Source organism: Candidatus Methanoperedens sp., from assembly GCA_027460535.1.
GTDB lineage: Archaea > Halobacteriota > Methanosarcinia > Methanosarcinales > Methanoperedenaceae > Methanoperedens.
This window is the reverse complement of sequence record JAPZAR010000024.1, coordinates 90,325-108,069: the sequence shown is the minus strand read 5'-3', so window position 1 is coordinate 108,069 and position 17,745 is coordinate 90,325. Positions and strand designations below refer to the sequence as shown.

Annotated in this window: 26 protein-coding genes and 1 pseudogene; 15 read left to right on the top strand and 12 right to left on the bottom strand. The window is 44.5% G+C overall.

The annotated features are described in order from the left end of the window. Positions 1-27 precede the first annotated feature (27 nt). Entirely contained in the window at positions 28-945 is a 918-nt protein-coding gene (arcC, locus tag O8C65_10495) for a carbamate kinase (GenBank protein ID MCZ7357352.1), read from the top strand. Positions 946-1,024: 79 nt separating this feature from the next. Here arcC and O8C65_10490 read toward each other — a convergent pair whose 3' ends face one another. The 4 genes and pseudogenes from O8C65_10490 to O8C65_10475 form a co-directional block, all read right to left on the bottom strand. Beyond that, positions 1,025-1,231 carry a DUF1858 domain-containing protein gene (locus tag O8C65_10490; protein ID MCZ7357351.1) on the bottom strand — a complete coding sequence of 69 codons (207 nt, stop codon included), beginning with the start codon at positions 1,229-1,231 and terminating at the stop codon, positions 1,025-1,027. An 86-nt stretch (positions 1,232-1,317) separates the two neighbouring features. Then, positions 1,318-1,659, bottom strand: a complete 342-nt coding sequence (locus tag O8C65_10485) for a CGGC domain-containing protein (protein MCZ7357350.1) — start codon at positions 1,657-1,659, stop codon at positions 1,318-1,320. Between the two features lie 33 nt (positions 1,660-1,692). Further along, positions 1,693-1,818 (bottom strand): annotated as a pseudogene (locus O8C65_10480) (PCP reductase family protein). Positions 1,819-1,868: 50 nt separating this feature from the next. After that, the gene (locus O8C65_10475; protein ID MCZ7357349.1) at positions 1,869-2,345 is read right to left on the bottom strand and encodes a DUF2124 domain-containing protein; all 477 of its coding nucleotides are present in this window, start codon (positions 2,343-2,345) and stop codon (positions 1,869-1,871) included. 137 nt (positions 2,346-2,482) lie between these two features. Between O8C65_10475 and O8C65_10470 the strand changes: the two genes are divergently transcribed. From O8C65_10470 to O8C65_10445, 6 genes are read left to right on the top strand one after another with little or no spacing between them, the layout of a single operon-like run. Next, positions 2,483-2,653: a hypothetical protein gene (locus O8C65_10470; GenBank protein MCZ7357348.1), complete on the top strand. Its 171-nt coding sequence runs from the start codon at positions 2,483-2,485 to the stop codon at positions 2,651-2,653. Further along, complete coding sequence (locus tag O8C65_10465; protein MCZ7357347.1) at positions 2,640-3,200, top strand: nucleotidyltransferase; 561 nt, start codon at positions 2,640-2,642, stop codon at positions 3,198-3,200. Before O8C65_10470 ends, O8C65_10465 begins: the two co-directional genes overlap by 14 nt. Next, positions 3,187-4,167 (top strand): ABC transporter substrate-binding protein, encoded by a 981-nt coding sequence (locus O8C65_10460; GenBank protein ID MCZ7357346.1) that lies wholly within the window; start codon positions 3,187-3,189, stop codon positions 4,165-4,167. The genes O8C65_10465 and O8C65_10460 overlap by 14 nt, the downstream gene beginning before the upstream one ends. A gap of 10 nt (positions 4,168-4,177) precedes the next feature. Further along, positions 4,178-4,993, top strand: a complete 816-nt coding sequence (gene aroE / locus O8C65_10455; GenBank protein ID MCZ7357345.1) for a shikimate dehydrogenase — start codon at positions 4,178-4,180, stop codon at positions 4,991-4,993. Next, a complete protein-coding gene (locus tag O8C65_10450; GenBank protein ID MCZ7357344.1) occupies positions 4,990-6,291 on the top strand; it encodes a prephenate dehydrogenase in 1,302 nt (433 codons plus the stop codon). The genes aroE and O8C65_10450 overlap by 4 nt, the downstream gene beginning before the upstream one ends. A gap of 43 nt (positions 6,292-6,334) precedes the next feature. Further along, on the top strand, positions 6,335-6,574 hold the full coding sequence (locus O8C65_10445) for a hypothetical protein (protein MCZ7357343.1): 240 nt from the start codon (positions 6,335-6,337) through the stop codon (positions 6,572-6,574). 11 nt (positions 6,575-6,585) lie between these two features. On the opposite strand, the gene O8C65_10440 is transcribed toward O8C65_10445, so the two are convergent. From O8C65_10440 to albA, 4 genes are all read right to left on the bottom strand, one after another. Continuing rightward, entirely contained in the window at positions 6,586-7,716 is a 1,131-nt protein-coding gene (locus O8C65_10440; GenBank protein ID MCZ7357342.1) for a deoxyhypusine synthase family protein, read from the bottom strand. A gap of 299 nt (positions 7,717-8,015) precedes the next feature. Then, positions 8,016-8,771, bottom strand: a complete 756-nt coding sequence (locus O8C65_10435) for a cytochrome b/b6 domain-containing protein (protein ID MCZ7357341.1) — start codon at positions 8,769-8,771, stop codon at positions 8,016-8,018. A 3-nt stretch (positions 8,772-8,774) separates the two neighbouring features. After that, entirely contained in the window at positions 8,775-9,731 is a 957-nt protein-coding gene (locus O8C65_10430; protein MCZ7357340.1) for a cytochrome c3 family protein, read from the bottom strand. Positions 9,732-9,914: 183 nt separating this feature from the next. Then, positions 9,915-10,142, bottom strand: coding sequence for a DNA-binding protein Alba (albA, locus tag O8C65_10425; protein MCZ7357339.1), 228 nt, complete (start codon positions 10,140-10,142; stop codon positions 9,915-9,917). A 139-nt stretch (positions 10,143-10,281) separates the two neighbouring features. Here albA and cyaB point away from each other — a divergent pair, with 139 nt between their 5' ends. From cyaB to O8C65_10395, 6 genes are all read left to right on the top strand, one after another. After that, entirely contained in the window at positions 10,282-10,845 is a 564-nt protein-coding gene (gene cyaB / locus O8C65_10420) for a class IV adenylate cyclase (GenBank protein MCZ7357338.1), read from the top strand. Between the two features lie 31 nt (positions 10,846-10,876). Continuing rightward, positions 10,877-13,696, top strand: coding sequence for a DEAD/DEAH box helicase (locus O8C65_10415; protein ID MCZ7357337.1), 2,820 nt, complete (start codon positions 10,877-10,879; stop codon positions 13,694-13,696). Continuing rightward, the gene (locus O8C65_10410) at positions 13,668-13,961 is read left to right on the top strand and encodes a ribbon-helix-helix protein, CopG family (GenBank protein MCZ7357336.1); all 294 of its coding nucleotides are present in this window, start codon (positions 13,668-13,670) and stop codon (positions 13,959-13,961) included. Before O8C65_10415 ends, O8C65_10410 begins: the two co-directional genes overlap by 29 nt. After that, a complete protein-coding gene (locus O8C65_10405; GenBank protein MCZ7357335.1) occupies positions 13,945-14,337 on the top strand; it encodes a type II toxin-antitoxin system VapC family toxin in 393 nt (130 codons plus the stop codon). The genes O8C65_10410 and O8C65_10405 overlap by 17 nt, the downstream gene beginning before the upstream one ends. 217 nt (positions 14,338-14,554) lie before the next feature. Beyond that, a complete protein-coding gene (locus O8C65_10400) occupies positions 14,555-14,932 on the top strand; it encodes a hypothetical protein (protein ID MCZ7357334.1) in 378 nt (125 codons plus the stop codon). After that, positions 14,929-15,270 carry a hypothetical protein gene (locus tag O8C65_10395; protein ID MCZ7357333.1) on the top strand — a complete coding sequence of 114 codons (342 nt, stop codon included), beginning with the start codon at positions 14,929-14,931 and terminating at the stop codon, positions 15,268-15,270. The genes O8C65_10400 and O8C65_10395 overlap by 4 nt, the downstream gene beginning before the upstream one ends. Positions 15,271-15,471: 201 nt before the next feature. Here O8C65_10395 and O8C65_10390 read toward each other — a convergent pair whose 3' ends face one another. The 4 genes from O8C65_10390 to O8C65_10375 form a co-directional block, all read right to left on the bottom strand. Continuing rightward, positions 15,472-15,609 carry a hypothetical protein gene (locus tag O8C65_10390; protein ID MCZ7357332.1) on the bottom strand — a complete coding sequence of 46 codons (138 nt, stop codon included), beginning with the start codon at positions 15,607-15,609 and terminating at the stop codon, positions 15,472-15,474. Next, positions 15,602-15,814, bottom strand: a complete 213-nt coding sequence (locus tag O8C65_10385; GenBank protein MCZ7357331.1) for a type II toxin-antitoxin system HicB family antitoxin — start codon at positions 15,812-15,814, stop codon at positions 15,602-15,604. Before O8C65_10385 ends, O8C65_10390 begins: the two co-directional genes overlap by 8 nt. Positions 15,815-15,976: 162 nt before the next feature. Then, the gene (locus tag O8C65_10380) at positions 15,977-16,372 is read right to left on the bottom strand and encodes a type II toxin-antitoxin system VapC family toxin (protein MCZ7357330.1); all 396 of its coding nucleotides are present in this window, start codon (positions 16,370-16,372) and stop codon (positions 15,977-15,979) included. Further along, positions 16,369-16,593 carry a hypothetical protein gene (locus O8C65_10375; GenBank protein ID MCZ7357329.1) on the bottom strand — a complete coding sequence of 75 codons (225 nt, stop codon included), beginning with the start codon at positions 16,591-16,593 and terminating at the stop codon, positions 16,369-16,371. Before O8C65_10375 ends, O8C65_10380 begins: the two co-directional genes overlap by 4 nt. A gap of 247 nt (positions 16,594-16,840) precedes the next feature. Between O8C65_10375 and O8C65_10370 the strand changes: the two genes are divergently transcribed. Both O8C65_10370 and O8C65_10365 read left to right on the top strand, forming a co-directional pair. Further along, positions 16,841-17,155, top strand: a complete 315-nt coding sequence (locus O8C65_10370) for a UPF0175 family protein (GenBank protein MCZ7357328.1) — start codon at positions 16,841-16,843, stop codon at positions 17,153-17,155. Beyond that, positions 17,155-17,637, top strand: coding sequence for a hypothetical protein (locus O8C65_10365; protein MCZ7357327.1), 483 nt, complete (start codon positions 17,155-17,157; stop codon positions 17,635-17,637). The genes O8C65_10370 and O8C65_10365 overlap by 1 nt, the downstream gene beginning before the upstream one ends. The last annotated feature ends 108 nt before the right edge of the window (positions 17,638-17,745 follow it).

The window sequence follows — 17,745 nt, the reverse complement described above, 5'->3', positions numbered from 1 at the left end:
TGTAAGTCATTGAACATTCAGGGGAAAATGACCAGAATAGTGATTGCAATTGGTGGTAACGCGATATTGAATCCCGAAAAGGGAAGTCCGGTTGAGCAGCAGCGAATGATCGATGAAGCCTGCAGGGAGATCGCGCAGATCATCCAAAATGATTTTGATGTGGTTGTGACCCATGGCAATGGCCCTCAGATAGGGAATATCCTTGCGATGCAGGAAGAGTGCGGTCTTGTTCATCCGCAACCCCTTGATCTTTGCGGGGCCCAGACGCAGGGGATGCTTGGATATTTGCTTCAGCAATCCCTTGATAACCGGCTGAAAGAGGAGGGAATAGAGAAAAAGGTCGTGACGATCCTCACGCAGGTGATTGTGGATGAGTCATGTTGCTCGGTTCCCACCAAGCCGATCGGCCTTTATTATCCCGAATTCAGAGCAAGGAAGATGATGGAGAAAGGCATGAAAATGATAAAGGATAAAAAAGGTTACAGGCGGGTCGTGGCTTCACCACTGCCCAGACAGATAGTTGAGGAAGAAATTATAAAAAAACTGGTTGAGGAAGGTGTCGTAGTTATAGCCGGAGGAGGAGGCGGGATCCCTGTCATTAGAAAAAACAATTTGCTTTCTGGCGTCGAAGCGGTCATTGACAAAGATCTTACGGGCAGCCTGATAGCGACCGCGGTTGGGGCAGAGATCCTTCTCATACTAACCGATGTTGAGAAAGCGGCCCTGAATTTTGGAAAAGAGGATCAGATAGACCTTGATAAAATATCTGTTTCAGAGGCTGAAAAATATATTGAGGAAGGACATTTCGGAAAAGGCAGCATGGAACCAAAGGTACTTGCAGCGCTCTGGTTCGTCAGATCCGGAGGGAAGACTGCCATTATCTCAAGCCTGGATAAGGCGCTGCCTGCTCTCGCGGGCAAAACAGGTACAAGGGTAGTAGCATAACCTCCCCGGCAGCAACTCAAAAAATTTTTAATCCCGCAGATAATTCATCAGAATTCCACACGTAGCTTATGCCAAAAGATTATTTCTTTCTCGCCGATATGACCTTATTCAGGTCTTCCACCAGCGCATCCACGTTTATCCCGTGCGCCGATGCACCATCTTCTATGCTCTCGAACGCGGATACGTGGCATCCCACGCAATGGAGGCCGTGCCTCATAAATACCATCATGGTCTCAGGATACTGGCTGACTACATCCTCTATTGTTGTATCTTTTGTTATGGTCATAATTTCTCCATTCATTCGTATATTAACGAACATTAATAAAGCTTTCTAATAGCTCCATTACTGTCTTTTTCCAGACATAAAGCCTCTCAATGATGCGTCCCCTCGACGACCTTCACTCCTTTTTTAAGTATCATCTGCTTTATCTCGTCTATATGGGGGCATTTTGGATAACCGCCTTCCATCAACATGCATGAACTTATGTGAATCGCATCCACGCCGTGCTTCTGAAGACTGTCCACAAGCCTGAAGACCCGCCTGCCAGGGCATCCTCCGCATGTGAAAAATCCAATGATCTCAGCTTCGCCGTACCCGCTGAAATGAACTTTCCTTTTATTGAAAGCCTTGAAGCATGCCACGCCGGGGCAGGTCTCACTTACGATATCACACCTGACCACAGCAATCTTCTTTGCCTTTTCATCCTTTTCCATTAAAGCGCCAAAACGCTCCGCAGCTTCTTTAACATCGCCCAGGGTTACAATGTTTTTTCCCTTCTTTTCTACAGATGCTTCGATACCCATTTTTGCCATTTTTCGTACATGCTCGGGTACTTTCTCAAGCTCTCTGGCCGCATCGGTTTCCCATTCCATTTTATCACTTACAGCTTTATTCTTTGACAATATATTGTTTACTTCTGGACTCATTTGAACGCGTATGTCGTGACTTCCATATCTGCGTCCATCAGGTAATCAAAATCGACCAGCTTATCCCATCCTGCTTTCTGGAAAACCCCGCCGATGCAGACCCCAAGTATCTGCTTTCCGGAATGCCCATCCGTGACCTCATTGATCAGTGTCTTGAGATCATTAACATCAACTTCCATCTTGGGCATCGCAAGGCCTCCAAGAAGTACCACCGTGTCAGAGGAAGGATCGGCTTTCTCTCCGAGCTGCATGCCGTAATCTGTCATTATTACCTTTACAGCCATACCTTTCCTCAGGTTCGGAATAAAGACCATTTCTTTCCCTGCATCGCGCAGGACATAACCAAGCAGCTCAGCGAAAGGGTTGCACCAGCCCGGGCAGCCTATGAAGGTTATCTTTTCCCTGCCCCGTACAAGTTTCCTGAATGCCGTGAGCATGCCGCCTATGCCTGAGGATTTTTCTATCGGTATCATGGGGGATATGGATTGTTGGAGGGGGGATATAAGAGTTTATTATATCGATGCTAAAGTCTGTCGGTCACTTTTGGCCAATAGTGACCTCTGAACCTGAGCAAGCTATTAGAATAATAAAAGAATTATTGATATTATAAATGATGGATTTAGAAGAACTCAGGAAAAAAGTCAGGGAAACCACAGAAAAAGAACTGGTACGCGATGCATTCAGGGCAAGGAAATTCTCTGGTCTTGCAACCCTTCGTCAGGGGATGGACCTGATCGATTTCGCCTTGCGAGTAAAGAAGGCCCAGCATGAGGAAAATTGAAGACATTTTAAATCTGGTGTGTAATTTCCTGGACGAGAATAGCATAGAATACGTCATCGTAGGAGGGATAGCAGTCCTGTTCTATGGCAATCCTAGGACTACAATGGATATTGATTATGTTATTCAGTTTTCAGATAAAGATATACCTGTCCTAATGAAGTTCCTGCAAGAAAATGGGTTCTACGCATCTGAAAATGATATGCGAGCTGCGCTTCTGGAAAAATCTCACAGCACAATTGAAGATAAAGAAACAATGCTCAGACTGGACATTAAGGGAGTTTACAGCGAGTTGGATGAAAGAGTGCTCAGAAATAAAAAGAAAGTAAGGCTCGATGATACTGTGATTTACATAGCCTCTCCAGAGGATACAATTGCAAACAAGTTACTTTTTTCAAGGGAACAGGATATCAAGGATGCTCTTGGTATTTACATAAGACAGTATAATTCTCTTAAAATGGAGTATCTTGAGAGGATAAGCAAAAAAATTGGGGTTTATGAGGGCCTTCTGGATTTGAAGAAGATGTACAAGAAGTATGAAGAAAAATGATAATGGCAATCACGATAACTTAAAGCCCATCAACATCGGCCATCTCTCAACCGTCTATCACACCTCTTTTATCCTGATGGGCACGGACTGGCTCGATAAAGCTGGCATCCGGGCGAACTGGAAACTCTTTGCCTCAGGTCCTGATATCGTGAAGGCTTTTGAGAACAAAGAAATAGATATAGGATACATCGGTCTCCCTCCCGCAATCATAGGCATTGACCGAGGCGTGCCGATAACATGCGTGGCAGGGGGACATGTCGAAGGCACGGTGTTGATAGCCCAAAAGGAATACAGGATTTTTGATGACCTGAAGGATTTCAATTCTGCACTCTCGCAGTTTAAGGGAAAAATCATCGGCTCCCCCCCCAGAGGCTCAATTCACGACGTCATTATCCGAAATGCTCTGGAGGAAGCGAAACTTGACATTGGGGTGAAGAATTTCGCTTGGACGGACTTTGTGCTGGAGGCGCTGGCGGATAGGGAGATAGATGCCGCTGTCGGGACGCCATCACTTGCTGTGGCAGCAGCGCGTGCGTGCGGGGCTAAGATAATCATTGCACCGTACGTTCTCTGGCCCAATAACCCAAGCTATGGGATAGTAATCAGAAGGGAATTGATGCAGGATCCAGATTTGATATTGGGATTCCTGAAGCTGCATGAAAAGGCGAGTAATTTTATCCGGAAAGATCCCATGAAGGCGGCAGGGATAGTATCGAAACTCACAGGTATCGTTGATGCGGATTTTGTTCTTGATGCTTACTGTGTCTCGCCCAAATACTGCGCTGCATTGTCGTGCGAGTTTGTCGCCTCAACTATGGCTTTCGTGCCCGTGCTTCATAGCTTAAAATATATTTCAAGAAGATTACCTGAACAGGAAATATTTGAGTTCAGGTACATCAAGGAAGTCCATAAAGAACCACCGCATTATGATAACCTGTCAGAATACTTTTTTAACCTTCACCAGTAATTAAGATAGCATGATATTGTTCGGTGTCCTTGGTGACCCTGTATCACACAGCCTTTCCCCGGTCATGCATAATGCTGCCTTTAAAGCCCTGGGATTGGAGTGCGAATACCATGCATTCAGGGTGAGTCCTGAAGCCCTCCGAGATGCGATACACGGAGCATGCGCTCTTGGGTTTGGCGGGTTGAACCTGACCATTCCACTGAAGGAAAAAGCCCTGGAAATAGTAAAACCATCAGATCTCGCAAAGCAGATAGGCGCCGTGAACACGGTGGATTTCAAAAATGGGATCCAGGGATATAACACTGACGGCATCGGTGCCAAAATGGCTCTTGAAAGCAACGGCATCAAGGTCAAAGGGAAAAATGTACTTCTCCTTGGCGCGGGGGGCGCTGCGCGTGCAATTGCGTTCCAGCTGGCAAAGGATGGCGCCAGTGTCACGATCGCCAACAGGACAGTCGAGAGGGCGGAAGCTCTTGCGAAAGATGTAAGAAATGTTGGAAAAGCCAGGGGTTGTGGTATTGATGATCTGAAGGAACGGATTTCAAACTGTGATATTCTCATAAACTCCACCGCTGTTGGCATGCTTCCGAAAATTGAGGAGACCATGGTAACTTCGGAAATGATGCATAGCAGCCTGGTGGTTTTCGATATCGTCTACAATCCGATGAGCACGAAACTGCTCCAGGAAGCCAGGAAAGCGGGTGCAAGAACTATCGACGGGGTAATGATGCTCGTATACCAGGGTGCAGAAGCATTCAGGATATGGACAGGGAAGACACCGCCAGTTGATGTCATGGAAAAAGCAGTAAGGGAGAGACTGGCATGAAAATATTGATCATTGGCGGTACGGGCGAAACGGGACGGTGGTTCGTTAAATTTTATAGCAAGCATGGTTTTGAAGTCGTGATATGGGGGATCAATAAGAGAAAAGATATAGCTGAGGCTTTGGGTGTTCGGTTTGCCGAGGATATTGACAGTGAGATAAAAACAAGCGATATAGTGATGATCTCGGTCCCGATAAATATAACCGGAAAAACCATAAGTGAAATAGCTCCGAAAATGTCTGCTGGTAGCCTGCTTATGGACATAACATCAATTAAGAAAGGTCCTGTTGAAGCAATGCTAAAATACGCGCCTGTGGATATTGAGATACTTGGAACGCATCCCATGTTCGGGCCTTCAATACCTGATATCAGGGGACAGATAGTCATTTTTACTCCTGTTGAAGGGAGAAGTTCCAGGTGGTTCCCGGTCATAAGGAGCCTGTACGAGGATAATGGTGCGCATATCGAGATAATGGATTCGGCGCAGCACGACAGGACGATGGCTGTGGTGCAGGGGCTCACACATTTTGCATATATCTCAATAGGCTCGGTTTTCAGGGAGCTGGAGTTCGATGTGGCAAAATCCAGGCGGTTCATGAGCCCGATGTATGATATAATGCTTGACCTTGTGGGAAGGATACTGGCCCAGAACCCGTATCTTTACGCCATGATCCAGATGAATCCAGAGGTGGCGAAGGTTCATAAGGCCTATATAAATCAGTGCAACCAGATGGCTGAGATCGTAAGAAATGGGGATATCGAAGGATTTGTGGCTCTCATGAAAAAAGCCGCAGTCCATTTCGGGGATACCGAATCGGCCCTACGGGGCTCAGAAAAACTCATCGGCTCCAAGATAGCGGAGCATGAAGAACTCGTCCGCTCTATAGGTCACGCGCGCGCGCTAAGGCACATTTACTCTGGCGTGATACATTTCGGTATTGTAAAAAAAGTAACACCAAGAACGGTTTTTTTAGAGAGGGCCGGGAAGACCACCGAGCTTTTGATCGAGAATGTGAGACTCTTGAACGAACAGGAACTTCTCACCTGGAAAGCATCCAATCTGAGAAATGTGACACGTGACATCTCAGTTTTTATTCCACAGGATTCAGACCCGGATATTATAAAACACGTTGTCTGCAGGTCAGATGGTGTGGTCTCGGTTGAGATCGTGGATATTTATAATAAACAGAATACAAAAAGTGTTACATATAGGGTCACAATATTTGGGGATCATGATGCTTCGGTTGTCCAGGGAAGTGTTGAGGGTATTCTAAGAGGGATTGGCTGTACGATCAGGTAAGATTTAATATTAATGAACACACGCAGACAGGAATAGTGATAGTATGGTGGAGAAAACAACGAAAAGACCGGATCTCAGAGGTTTGAAGATCGGAGACGTTCTACATGTTGGAACGGAAGATAAGGGCGAGATATTTAAAGTGACAAAACTAGGCGAGAATACTTATATCCTTGACCGCGGAGGAGAATTGATCGAATACGGCAGGGCTGTAATGGCAAAGAATATCTACGGTTTTGCGGAGCGGTTTAAAGCGCTTTACTGGATAACCCGCGAAGAGGAGTAATCCTCCCAGCATTACTTTTTCACGTTCTCCATCGCAGCTTCAACAAGTTCCTGCCTGATTTCAGGCAGTTTCCTGCTTATTCTCTTAGGCTTCCTGGGTTTGCAGTTCTCAAGGGCATAAGCGAAAATTATTGGCACACCAACAGTTGCGTCAATGTAAGGTATTACATTCCCTTCCCCGGCCTTCGGGATCTTGCCCCATGATTTGCCTTCATTTATCGTGGCTCCTGAGAGACCGCCGACATCAGGTCGGTCCACGGTTACCTGGATGACATAATTCTCACCCGGACATTCCATACCCAGAATCTGGGAAATCGTGGGGGCTGTCTGCTGGAGGAAGTTCTTTGGCACGCCTCCACCTACCTCAAGGACACCGCGCGGGATATCTTCCATCATGCTGTGGTACACGATTGCAGCGCTTTCCAGAACATCCATCGTGGGGCTTGGGTCCATGAAATCCAGGGGATCAAGTTCCTTCGAGCCTGATTTTGCGCAGGCTATTATCGGGAGGTAGCTCGTACCCATCCCCACAGAGGAATCAGCAAATGCGGGCACAAACACCGGAATATCATTTTTTGATGCCGATGCGATGAAAGATAACTCAGGAGCATTCGCTGTTTCCAGTATTCCTTCACCGAGAGTTTTATAATAATGTGCGGATGAGAATTTCTTAGGGAATTTATTTTTTTCAATAGCTTTCTGGGTCAGTGCCTGGACAATCTTATCCTGGGCAATAAGCGTTCGCTGCATGTCGATGTAAACATCATAGATCCTGACCACATCGTTGTCTGCAAGTTCATTATCATCTGCTGTGTAATCTCCCTGATGCACGGGTAGCTTATATGCAAAATGCATATCATGATAGGTATTGGCGCCTGTCGTTACTATCCAATCTATGAAACCGCGCTCGATCATTTTAATGATTCCTCCACCCATACCTACGGGGCTCATCGCACCGGCCAGCGTCAGGCACACTGTCGAGTTATTATCTATCATGGTCTTGAACAGATGACATGCCTCAGCCAGTCTTTTTGCATTATATCCCATCGCATCGAATACATCGTCAACCAGCTCGGTAACGGTCATATTTCCGGCAAGAGGTATGGGAGAAATGGGCTTCCCATCCCAATAATTATGTTTCATATAATGCATGGTGTTATCTCCGGAATTTAAATTTGACCCATATTTTTTTGATTTCATTTCAATACGCTATGGAATATTTAAGAATTTGCTAATGTTTTTTCTTCAACCTGGGCAGGATTTATTCCTGTGATTTGGGTGCCTGAATTGATATGCCAAAGTTCCAATGGGAAGTCCATGCATAATTTCCAGGTGGATGTTTCTTAAACGGCTATCTCGCTCTTGGAGCCTCGATTCTGCAAAAAAAAGATGATGGCTATATGAGAACTTTGATATCTTTCAATTTTTGGTGAAATTCCAGATCAGGATATCTTTTCATTTCTCTGGTTCATCTGTCTCATGGCCTCTTCATACTCAAGAGGATGTTCATGTTTCATCTGCTCCTCAGATAGGTTCCCCGTGATCCAGGCTTTTGACATTGGAAATACCTCGGGACTATAATGAACATTCCACCAATGGACTATGAAGATGAAAAGGGTCGCCAGCAGCGCCTCGTCGCTATGTACGATGGTTGAAAGTTGCACATACGCATAAGGAATATATTTCATTGCCACGAAAGGGAACATCATTATCAATCCGGTAACGCAAAGCATCACCATTCCCCAGAAAGCTCCCCAGTAATCGAATTTTTCCTTCCAGCTATATCTTCCATATTTGGGGGGCTCTGCTTTTCCGATGTAAAAGAGTATCGTTTGCCAGAAATCCGTTGCATCCTTCACCGTCGGCCAGACTTTGCGCTCAAGCAGAGATTCCTTATCCACAAAAATATGATATGTAACATGGTATATCCCCAGAAGAACCATCCCAATGCCCGCTGCATGGTGTATCTGCGTCCGCATTTCAAATCCGCCAACAAGGCCTATGATCATTGGAGACCACCATGAGTCAGGGAATTTGACAGCCATACCTGTGACCACTAAAAGCATGAAAGTACCTATCATTACCCAATGCTGTACAAGCTGGTTGAATGTGAACCGCTTAAAGAAAACTTCACCCATAGTACTATCTCCTGCTAAATCGTTAGGAACTGAGACTTCCATTAGCTTAAGTCTTGACATCAGTTACCATCTCTTTTGAATCTTGAATCTTGAAAAGAAATCCAGAAGCACCATGCCCGCAAATATGCCTATGACGCCAGTTGTCAATATCTTGAAAAATAGGGCTATCCAATATGCAAGATCAAATGGCCCCAAGAAATATGAATCCATCTGTGGGTCCATGCCTGTCTTATTGAAACTGAGTTCTCCTGTGTGCAGTGACTCCTTATCATGAACCAGACCAGCGGCGATCTTGACATCTAATATAGCTCCAGGATGGCAGTTCGCTTTACCACAGGTCTTGGGGAGATTTTCAGGATAAGTGCTTGAAGTGGGATCAGTTGTAGATTTCGTGAGATGGTTGTTGTGGCAGTCAGCGCATGTCGCCACTACATTATATCCATTGCTTAAAGCCTTCCAGTGAAAGGATTCCTTATAGGTATCCAGCCGGTCTGTCTTGATTCCATAATACCATGCGCTCATCATCTCTTTGTTGGAATGGCATTTTGCACATGTTGCCGGGCTGTTCTGATGGTTTGAAGAGGAATTGGGATCGCTTATCGCACGAATTTCATGTATGCCGTGGCAATCGGTACACGTTGCGGCTTCGGTATGACCTTTTTTGATCTGTTCCCAGTGTATGCTCTGCATGTAGTCATTGGCTTCCTTGATGTGGCACTTTGAGCAAACATTCGTTATATTCTCGCGCGAGGGCCTGCCTATGAAATTCCCGGACATTGCCTCCACAGATACAACAGAAACATTTGATTGGGCATTCCCTCCATGACAATTCGCACAGGTGAAACCCATCTGGTAATGGATATTATTTCTGAATTCACTGACCACCTGCGTGTGGCAGTGGTAACAGGATACGTCCTGCTGAGCAGAAACAACAGGAACCAATAAAAAGAATGCTGCGGCTAAAATACATACGTATTTGTTTTTCATTTCAAAGCCAAAGCTGTGCCATGTAGATGACATTGATCGTTGCCTCACTAAATTCATTTCAGATGTTGCCTATCCTATATAATACCGTACCCCGTTTTTGTCCCGTTTTTCGGGCAATCAATGTTCTTATCCCTGCAGGCTTAAATAATTTGTGATATATTGCGGCGATTTTGACTATTTAACCATTACAATTTCCATTGTAGAGATGTTTGATTCTCATCTTTCCGAAGGCATTTTTTCAGTGCCAATCCTTATTTCCTTTATAATGGCTTCGGTCAGGAACCTGTTCCGTGTTACCTCAGCTACATCAACAGCTCTTGATATTGCCCTTCCTCTTGATTTAATGGTAACTTCTCTGGCACCATTATTGAACTGCGTAATCACTGCGAGAACATAATTAATCACAGGTTTGTTCCCGATAAGTACTACATTATCCTCTGTCATTCAGTCATCTCTGAATTCACAAAATGATTACAATCAATCCAGATATATTTAACGAATCTATTGTCTAGAATATTTGATTCGCATATCCATACCTGAAAAATGGGCAGTTTCATATACCAGCACGGCGAACAGACAATAAATGATAGAAGTCGAAGTGAAAGCGTATGTGGATGACCCCAAGCACTTAGAGAGGTCTATAATCGCACTTGGTGCAGCACCTATAGGAATAGAGACCCAGGCAGACACTTATTACAACGCACCATACCGTGATTTCGGAAAGACGGACGAAGCATTGAGAATAAGGGTCAAAGGCAGTGAATATTTTTTGACCTACAAAGGCCCCAAAATGGACAAGATATCCAAAACGAGAAAAGAATTCGAGGTGGGGATAAAGGGCGGTCATAACATGGGAGAGATTTTAACATCTCTTGGTTTTTGTCCCGTTGCGACCATAGTGAAGAAAAGGAAAAATTACAGGCTCGGAGAATTTTTTATTGCCCTTGATGAGGTAAGGAATCTTGGAAATTTCATTGAGATCGAGATATCCGCGATGAAATCAAAGAATCATGAAGAAAAAGTTGAGAGTATCTTTAGATTGCTTGAAAAGCTGAACATAAGCAGGGAATCGACCATCCGCAAATCCTATCTGGAAATGGTTCTCGAAAGCGGAAAAGACGGCAATTGTTCGTCTGTAATAGAATAGATATAAATAGTTTTATTTTCTTTTCACGTCCATGAGCGTGTTCAGTCTACTCAATCCCCGGATCCAGGATGCACTCGCTAAACAGGGATTTAATACCCCGACTGAGCCCCAGGTAAAAACAATTCCGGCAATTCTTGCCGCAGAACACGTATTGCTCATTGCACCCACAGGCTCGGGCAAAACCGAATCTGCAGTGCTCCCGTTATTTGATAGCATCATGCAAAAAAAAGAAGAAGAAAGACGCGGGATATCTGCGCTATACATCACTCCGCTGAGAGCACTTAACCGTGATATGCTTTCACGTCTTGAATGGTGGGGGAAAGAGCTGGGCATAAAGGTGGCAGTGAGGCACGGGGATACAACCACATATGAGCGGCAAAAGCAATCCCTTAAGCCTCCGGATCTCCTTGTCACCACACCTGAAACGCTCCAGGTAATGCTCACCGGTAGACGGCTTCGCACTAACCTCAGAACAGTAACGCATGTGATTATTGATGAAGTACATGAACTGGCTACTTCTAAGAGGGGAGCACAACTATCCATCGCCCTTGAACGTCTTATCGAAGTGTGCGGGGAGTTCCAGAGGATAGGTCTATCTGCGACTGTGGGGGAACCTGAAGAGATCGCACATTTTCTTGCAGGGACGAACAGAACAGCCCGCGTTGTCGAAGTCTCCCTCATAAAGCAGCTTGATTTCAATGTAGTATGCCCAAAACCCGGTTCGCAGGACCACGATTTTTCAAAAAAACTGATGTGCACGCCGGAAATGGCTTCACATCTTCGGGTGATCTCTGACATTGTTGGAAATCACAAATCCACACTTATATTCGTGAATACTCGAGAATCCGCTGAGATGCTGGGTTCTAGGTTCAAGATGCTGAATATTCCCATCGGGGTGCATCACGGCTCTCTTTCCAGGGATACGCGCATTGAAGCAGAAAATAATTTCAAACAGGGTATACTTTCAGGTCTTATATGCACTTCCTCCATGGAACTCGGGATAGATATCGGAGATGTGGACCATGTGATCCAGTACATGTCCCCACGGCAGGTCACCCGACTTATCCAGAGGGTGGGAAGGGCAGGACACTGGGTCGGAGAACCTTCGAGCGGGACGATAATAACAACAGGTGCAGATGATGCAGCTGAAACCAGCGCGATCACGCGGAGGGCAAAGGCCGGTGAGATTGAGAAAATAGATATTCATGAGAACAGCACGGATACATTGGCGAACCAGGTATGCGGAATGGTGCTGGATTTCGGGGAGATTTCAATTGAAAAAGTTTATTCGATTGTTAAAAGGGCATATCCGTATCGCGATCTCAAGATCGAGTTACTGCGTGAGGTTGTCAAACAATTGAACGACAACAGGCTCGTGTGGTTTGAGAACGACACTGTGGGAAAGAAACGGAAGAGCTGGCAGTATTTCTATGAAAATCTCTCCATGATACCGGATGAGAAGCGTTTTGAGATATTTGATATCGTGAGCGGAAAGACGGTGGGTGCACTGGACGAAGCATTCGTGGTGGATTTTGCGGAAGCAGGCGCAGTATTCATTGCAAAAGGCGAGATGTGGCGCATCATCGAGATAATTACTGATAAAAGCAGGATAAAAGTGGAGCCGATATCGGATCCGGGCGGTGAGATCCCGAACTGGGTGGGAGAGGAGATACCCGTGCCCCATGAGGTAGCAGAGGAAGTGGGAGGGATAAGAAAGCGCATAGCTGCGAATCTAACGAGCGGATTGAGTCCAGAAAGAATTGTAGAGGAATATAGAAAGGATTATCCTGCTGATAGCGAGGCAGCAGGCGAGATACTTGAATTGATCCAGAAACAGCAGAAGGCGAAACTCACGGTGCCGACCGATGAAACAGCAATCATAGAACAGGATGGGAAATCCATTGTGATCAATATCTGCGGCGGTCATAAAGTGAACGAGACCCTGGGGCGCGTGCTCACATCCCTTCTCACCGCGAGGTTCGGCTCAAGCGTGGCAATGGAGATAGATCCTTACAGGATAAAGCTTGAACTTCCCCGGATGCTCAATGCAGAAAAGATAAAGGAAATGATACTGACGACCAGCCCGGATCACATAGAGCCGATAATTGAAATGACGCTCAAGAATACCATGCTGCTCAAATGGAAGATGGTGCATGTGGCGCGGAAATTCGGCGCGCTGAGCCGTGACGTGGATTATGACCGCATAAGTATGAGAAGGCTGCTTGAGGTTTTCGAGCATACGCCCATGTACGATGAAGCGGTGCGGGAGATATTCCATGATAAGCTCGATATAACACGTGCCAGGTCCGTATTGAGCGCGATCCAGAGTGGCAGCGTGAAGCTCATCGTTCAGCCCGTAAGCCCGATAGGCGAGGCGGGTTTTATGGGAGGGCGGGAATTGATGGCGCCTGAGAGGGCGGACAGTTCCATAATAATGGCGCTGAAGAGCAGGATAATGGATGACCATGTTATCCTTTTCTGCGTGAACTGCAAGAAGTGGCGCTCCCATACTGCGGTTAAAAGAGTCCCCGAGCGCCCGGAATGCCCATTATGCAGCAGTCGTTTGATCGCTGCGCTCAAGCCTTGGGAAGAAGATGAGATAAAACTCGTGAAGAAACCTGATAAGGAAAAAACAGAGGAGGAGAGAAAAAGAACCGCGCGGGTTTATCGGAATGCGAACATTGTGCTCTCACACGGGAAGACTGCGGCTATTGCGCTTGCGTCGAGGGGGATCGGGCCTGAGACTGCTTCGCGGGTAATCGGGAAAATGAGGGAGGATGAGGAGGAGTTTTACAGGGATATTCTGATTGCTGAGAGGAATTATGCGAAGACCAAGAGGTTCTGGGAGTAGTGGAAATTTCAGGGATGGTAAAGCTTTATCCCATCATATAATCTATAGAGCTATAGATGATAAAATGGTAACAACCATTCAGGTGCATGAAGACCTCCTGAAAGAACTCAGCGCTTTGAAAAAGGAGCTGAACCTCAAGAGCTATGAAGAAGTTATCCGGGAGCTTATCAAATCCAAGAAGAAGTTTAAGAAATCGTATTTTGGAGCATTTCCGGGACTTAAGGAATTTAAGAGGCACGAGGAAGAAGATGACCGTCTTGGTTGATTCCTGGGGCTGGATAGAGTATTTTAATGGAACCACTCATGGCGAGAAAGTAAGGGAATTAATTGAAAATCCCAGAGAAAAAGTGATAGTAAGCGCCATCAATATTGCTGAAGTATATAATTCATTCCTGCGGGATTTTCCTTATCCTGATAACGAGCGTCTTGCTGAAGCTTCACGGGAGGCGATGAGGCAGAGGTCATACATCTTTGAAGTGGATGAAAATATCGCCGTTGAATCGGCGAGGTTGAAACATAAGATGAAATGGGGTCTTGGCGATTCTATCGTTTATGCAACTGCAAAAAGGGAGGGCGCCATGCTCATGACAGGTGACCCGCATTTTAAAGGCGTGAAGGATGTCGTGTATTTGGGGGAGTGAGGAAGGTGAAGGTTTTCCGATGATTTCAAGTTCAGTCATTCTGATACAGAAGTTCTGAGGAGTTTTGCAGGGGATATTCTGATCACAGATGGAAATTATGCGAGGACGAAGTGGTTCTGGGGAGTAGGGTTTGAGGGTTGTTATTGACAATTAGAGAATTAAGACTTACGATATATTTATCAACTATAGAATTAATGATTTAGACAGAGGGATAAGTATGGTCGAAGAAATTGTTAAGAAAACTTTAAGCGAAACTTCAAGATTGTCTGGTCTGGGAATAGAAAAATTTCTAATGCCGAATGAAAGCGTTGTATATATGACAAAAGGTAGTCTATATGTTGGCAATATAGCAGGCTTCAAAGGCTACGTAACGAACAATCGAGTTATTTTTTATACACGTAAAAGTAATTTAATTGTTTTCAAATCTGATGTACTCAATGAAATACCAATTGACCAAATAAAATCTTATAAAATGGTTGAAACAGGTACTATTTTAAAGAAAATGCACCTTGATTTAAATGAATTCAAGGTCAATGGGAATAGATCAGACATCTTAGAGTTATATCGTGCTATACAAGCTGTAAAACAAAAATGAATAGGCAACAGCATTTAACTATAGGTGCTATCGCCTTTATAGTGTACACTTATCTCATTTATTTAATCATTAGAATTTCTACAGATGTAGTCGTATATGCATTTATAGCTGTTGTTTTAGGTTCTATTATCCCAGATATTTTAGAAGCTCCTGCAAGCTGGATGCACAGAGGTTTAGGTCATAGCAAAAGAGCTTTAAAATTAATGGGTAAGATATTGATTATAACAGCTTTGATAGGTTTACTTATTAATATCTTTTATATTATTTCGAGTTTTTTCCTCGGCTATGTATTTCATCTCTTGGCCGATGCAACAACCGAAGTGGGGCTTCCAGATTAATTCAAATACCACAAGTTCTTCGCCGCCCCCCTGCGCCCATCCCGCAGCCTCCGCAACAGGAAAGCGCGCCGCCCATGGGCACTCAAAGAACGGCGCCGATTCAACCCTCGAGATAACTCAAATCATAACATCGTATTGAATTCTTCAACAGAAACGCCTGCCTGCTTCAAGATCTTCCTTAAAGTCCCTTACTTTAAAGGATTATGAAGGTACTACAAACACTCGAAAACCTTTCTTGAGAACAACATGGTCACCCCTTCCCATTCTAACCTCAAACACCAATTTTACCAGCACTTTGACTGTCTCTTTTCCAGAGATAACAGGCAGCTTTTCAGACACTTACTTCCACCGCAGATATTTCAGCAGCATTCCCCAGTGTCTTTACTTCTTCATTAATCACTTCCAGAACCAGCTCTATCGCCTCTTTAATATTTCGAAGTGCTTCCTGTTTTGTTTCACCCTGGCTGATGGCGCCAGGCAGCTCAAGACACTGGGCAGAGTAGCCGCCTTCTTCCTCTTTTTCAAGTATGATTGTGTATTTCATCGTCTGGAAATATACCGTTTATGAGTTAAAATGTTTTCCCAGCATGAGATGCAATGCTACCCTTTATGTTGCACTGAATCCTGTCCAGAATACACCGCGTGCCGCCCATGCGCATTCAAAGGACGGCGCCGGTTCGGGAATAAACCACGCCGAAAGCTCTGGTCACTTTTTATCTAAAAGATCCTCAAACCTTCCGGCATCCGCGCTGCACTCAATCGCTCTATCAAGCAGCTTTTTATCCTCGGTTACAAGGACATCCTTCATTGAAATTGATGCATAGAGATACGAGGCGTCATAGTAACTCAAATTGTTATCCACCGCTACCTTGAGAACTTCATTCTTGATCCCGATTTTTAAAATCTCCATCAAAGAAATGACCTTCGAGATAAATTTTATCAATTTTGCTCCTTCGCTTTCTGATATTTTCTTTCTTGTAACCTCTTTCCAGACCACGTTCCCAAGCTCATATTGCGCTAAATCCAGAGTTTTTCCTTCCAGCAGCTTATTAAAATCTCCAATTTCGATAGCTCTATAAATGGAACTTGCATCATAAATCATCTCTCCCTATCCTCCCGAATTGATTTTGCAACCTGTTCGCTCTTGATTTTATTGATAATTGGTTTTAGCAATTCTGATTCTTTTTTGAGGTTCATAATCTCAAATTTTTTAATTTCATTCTGTATAGCTTTTCTTATAACTTCGGATGGTTTTATTCCATACTCTTCAATTTTATGCTTGACTTCTCTTGGTATCTTTGCTGAAACAGTCGTGTAATCCATATATGTAGTTATTATATGTAGTACATATAAAGATTACTAAATGTAGTAACAGCCTGAACTATTTCACCTGCTGAGAAACATCCGAACTCATTCGCCCTCGCGCCCATCCCGCAGCCTCCGCAACAGGAAAGCGCGCCGCCCATGGGCACTCAAAGAACGGCGCCGATTAGGGCTGGTTGGCTGCGCTGGAAGCTTTTCGAAAAGCTATTTAAAGTCTCGTCTCCAATTGTAATTCAGTGATACAAAAATGGAAGCATTAGACTATCCGGATATAAGCGAAGAGCTTGATATTCTCGTAAAAAAGGGATACTATCCTTCAAAATCCGATTTAATGAGGGATGCTTTCAGAGCATTATTAAATACAAAAGCAGAATTGAGGATTTCTTTAGCTATCGAACTGTACCTCAAAGAAAAAGTCTCACTCGCAAGGGCTGCCGAGCTTGCAGGCATGACAACAATCGAGTTTAAAGAAGTCATGGCGGGAAGGGGTATAGTTAGAAGAACTGAAGGTAAATCGGTTAAAGAAATTGACAAAAAACTAAAAAAGCTCGGGTTAGTTTAATGTTTTTTGCAGATGCGGATATTCTGAGTGCCTTTGCCAAGGCAAATGCGGTAAAGTATCTTAAGGAATTCTTCAGAGAACTGGGTATTTCTCCCTCCATTTACGAAGAACTCATGCGCTCAAAGCGCGCCGGCTACTCTTTTGTAGATGAAATTTTCCAAAATGTCGAAATTATCCTTCCTTCTGAAGATGAATTCAAGGATTTCAGGAATCTGCTGGAAAGCAGGAAAGACCTGCATGAAGGCGAATGCCAGTTGATTGTGCTGTGTAAATCAAGAAATGGAATTTTGCTCACAAACGATAGATTCGTGAAAAAATTTTGCAGACAAAACAACATTAATTTTCTGGATATGGAAGACATTTTAAGGGCTTTGAAACTAAGAAAAATCCTTAAGCACGACGAACTGAAAAAACTTATTGCAGATATTGAAAAGAAAGATTTTACGATAATAAAATCAAAAGAGGCTATTCTTGGAGATTAACGTTTTGTTCCAGAAGAAGCTATTTGGCTCCAGTCGCCCAAACGCCTCATCGGCTTTACTCATAACGCCGCCTCCGCAGCAAGAAAGCGCGCCGCCCATGCGCACTCG

Bases quoted from the DNA above. Each gene is read 5' to 3' on its own strand.
- arcC (MCZ7357352.1), top strand. From the start codon at position 28: ATGACCAGAATAGTGATTGCAATTGGTGGTAACGCGATATTGAATCCC.
- O8C65_10490 (MCZ7357351.1), bottom strand. From the start codon at position 1,231: ATGACCATAACAAAAGATACAACAATAGAGGATGTAGTCAGCCAGTAT.
- O8C65_10485 (MCZ7357350.1), bottom strand. From the start codon at position 1,659: ATGGAAAAGGATGAAAAGGCAAAGAAGATTGCTGTGGTCAGGTGTGAT.
- O8C65_10475 (MCZ7357349.1), bottom strand. From the start codon at position 2,345: ATGATACCGATAGAAAAATCCTCAGGCATAGGCGGCATGCTCACGGCA.
- O8C65_10470 (MCZ7357348.1), top strand. From the start codon at position 2,483: ATGATGGATTTAGAAGAACTCAGGAAAAAAGTCAGGGAAACCACAGAA.
- O8C65_10465 (MCZ7357347.1), top strand. From the start codon at position 2,640: ATGAGGAAAATTGAAGACATTTTAAATCTGGTGTGTAATTTCCTGGAC.
- O8C65_10460 (MCZ7357346.1), top strand. From the start codon at position 3,187: ATGAAGAAAAATGATAATGGCAATCACGATAACTTAAAGCCCATCAAC.
- aroE (MCZ7357345.1), top strand. From the start codon at position 4,178: ATGATATTGTTCGGTGTCCTTGGTGACCCTGTATCACACAGCCTTTCC.
- O8C65_10450 (MCZ7357344.1), top strand. From the start codon at position 4,990: ATGAAAATATTGATCATTGGCGGTACGGGCGAAACGGGACGGTGGTTC.
- O8C65_10445 (MCZ7357343.1), top strand. From the start codon at position 6,335: ATGGTGGAGAAAACAACGAAAAGACCGGATCTCAGAGGTTTGAAGATC.
- O8C65_10440 (MCZ7357342.1), bottom strand. From the start codon at position 7,716: ATGAAACATAATTATTGGGATGGGAAGCCCATTTCTCCCATACCTCTT.
- O8C65_10435 (MCZ7357341.1), bottom strand. From the start codon at position 8,771: ATGTCAAGACTTAAGCTAATGGAAGTCTCAGTTCCTAACGATTTAGCA.
- O8C65_10430 (MCZ7357340.1), bottom strand. From the start codon at position 9,731: ATGTCATCTACATGGCACAGCTTTGGCTTTGAAATGAAAAACAAATAC.
- albA (MCZ7357339.1), bottom strand. From the start codon at position 10,142: ATGACAGAGGATAATGTAGTACTTATCGGGAACAAACCTGTGATTAAT.
- cyaB (MCZ7357338.1), top strand. From the start codon at position 10,282: ATGATAGAAGTCGAAGTGAAAGCGTATGTGGATGACCCCAAGCACTTA.
- O8C65_10415 (MCZ7357337.1), top strand. From the start codon at position 10,877: ATGAGCGTGTTCAGTCTACTCAATCCCCGGATCCAGGATGCACTCGCT.
- O8C65_10410 (MCZ7357336.1), top strand. From the start codon at position 13,668: ATGCGAAGACCAAGAGGTTCTGGGAGTAGTGGAAATTTCAGGGATGGT.
- O8C65_10405 (MCZ7357335.1), top strand. From the start codon at position 13,945: ATGACCGTCTTGGTTGATTCCTGGGGCTGGATAGAGTATTTTAATGGA.
- O8C65_10400 (MCZ7357334.1), top strand. From the start codon at position 14,555: ATGGTCGAAGAAATTGTTAAGAAAACTTTAAGCGAAACTTCAAGATTG.
- O8C65_10395 (MCZ7357333.1), top strand. From the start codon at position 14,929: ATGAATAGGCAACAGCATTTAACTATAGGTGCTATCGCCTTTATAGTG.
- O8C65_10385 (MCZ7357331.1), bottom strand. From the start codon at position 15,814: ATGAAATACACAATCATACTTGAAAAAGAGGAAGAAGGCGGCTACTCT.
- O8C65_10380 (MCZ7357330.1), bottom strand. From the start codon at position 16,372: ATGATTTATGATGCAAGTTCCATTTATAGAGCTATCGAAATTGGAGAT.
- O8C65_10375 (MCZ7357329.1), bottom strand. From the start codon at position 16,593: ATGGATTACACGACTGTTTCAGCAAAGATACCAAGAGAAGTCAAGCAT.
- O8C65_10370 (MCZ7357328.1), top strand. From the start codon at position 16,841: ATGGAAGCATTAGACTATCCGGATATAAGCGAAGAGCTTGATATTCTC.
- O8C65_10365 (MCZ7357327.1), top strand. From the start codon at position 17,155: ATGTTTTTTGCAGATGCGGATATTCTGAGTGCCTTTGCCAAGGCAAAT.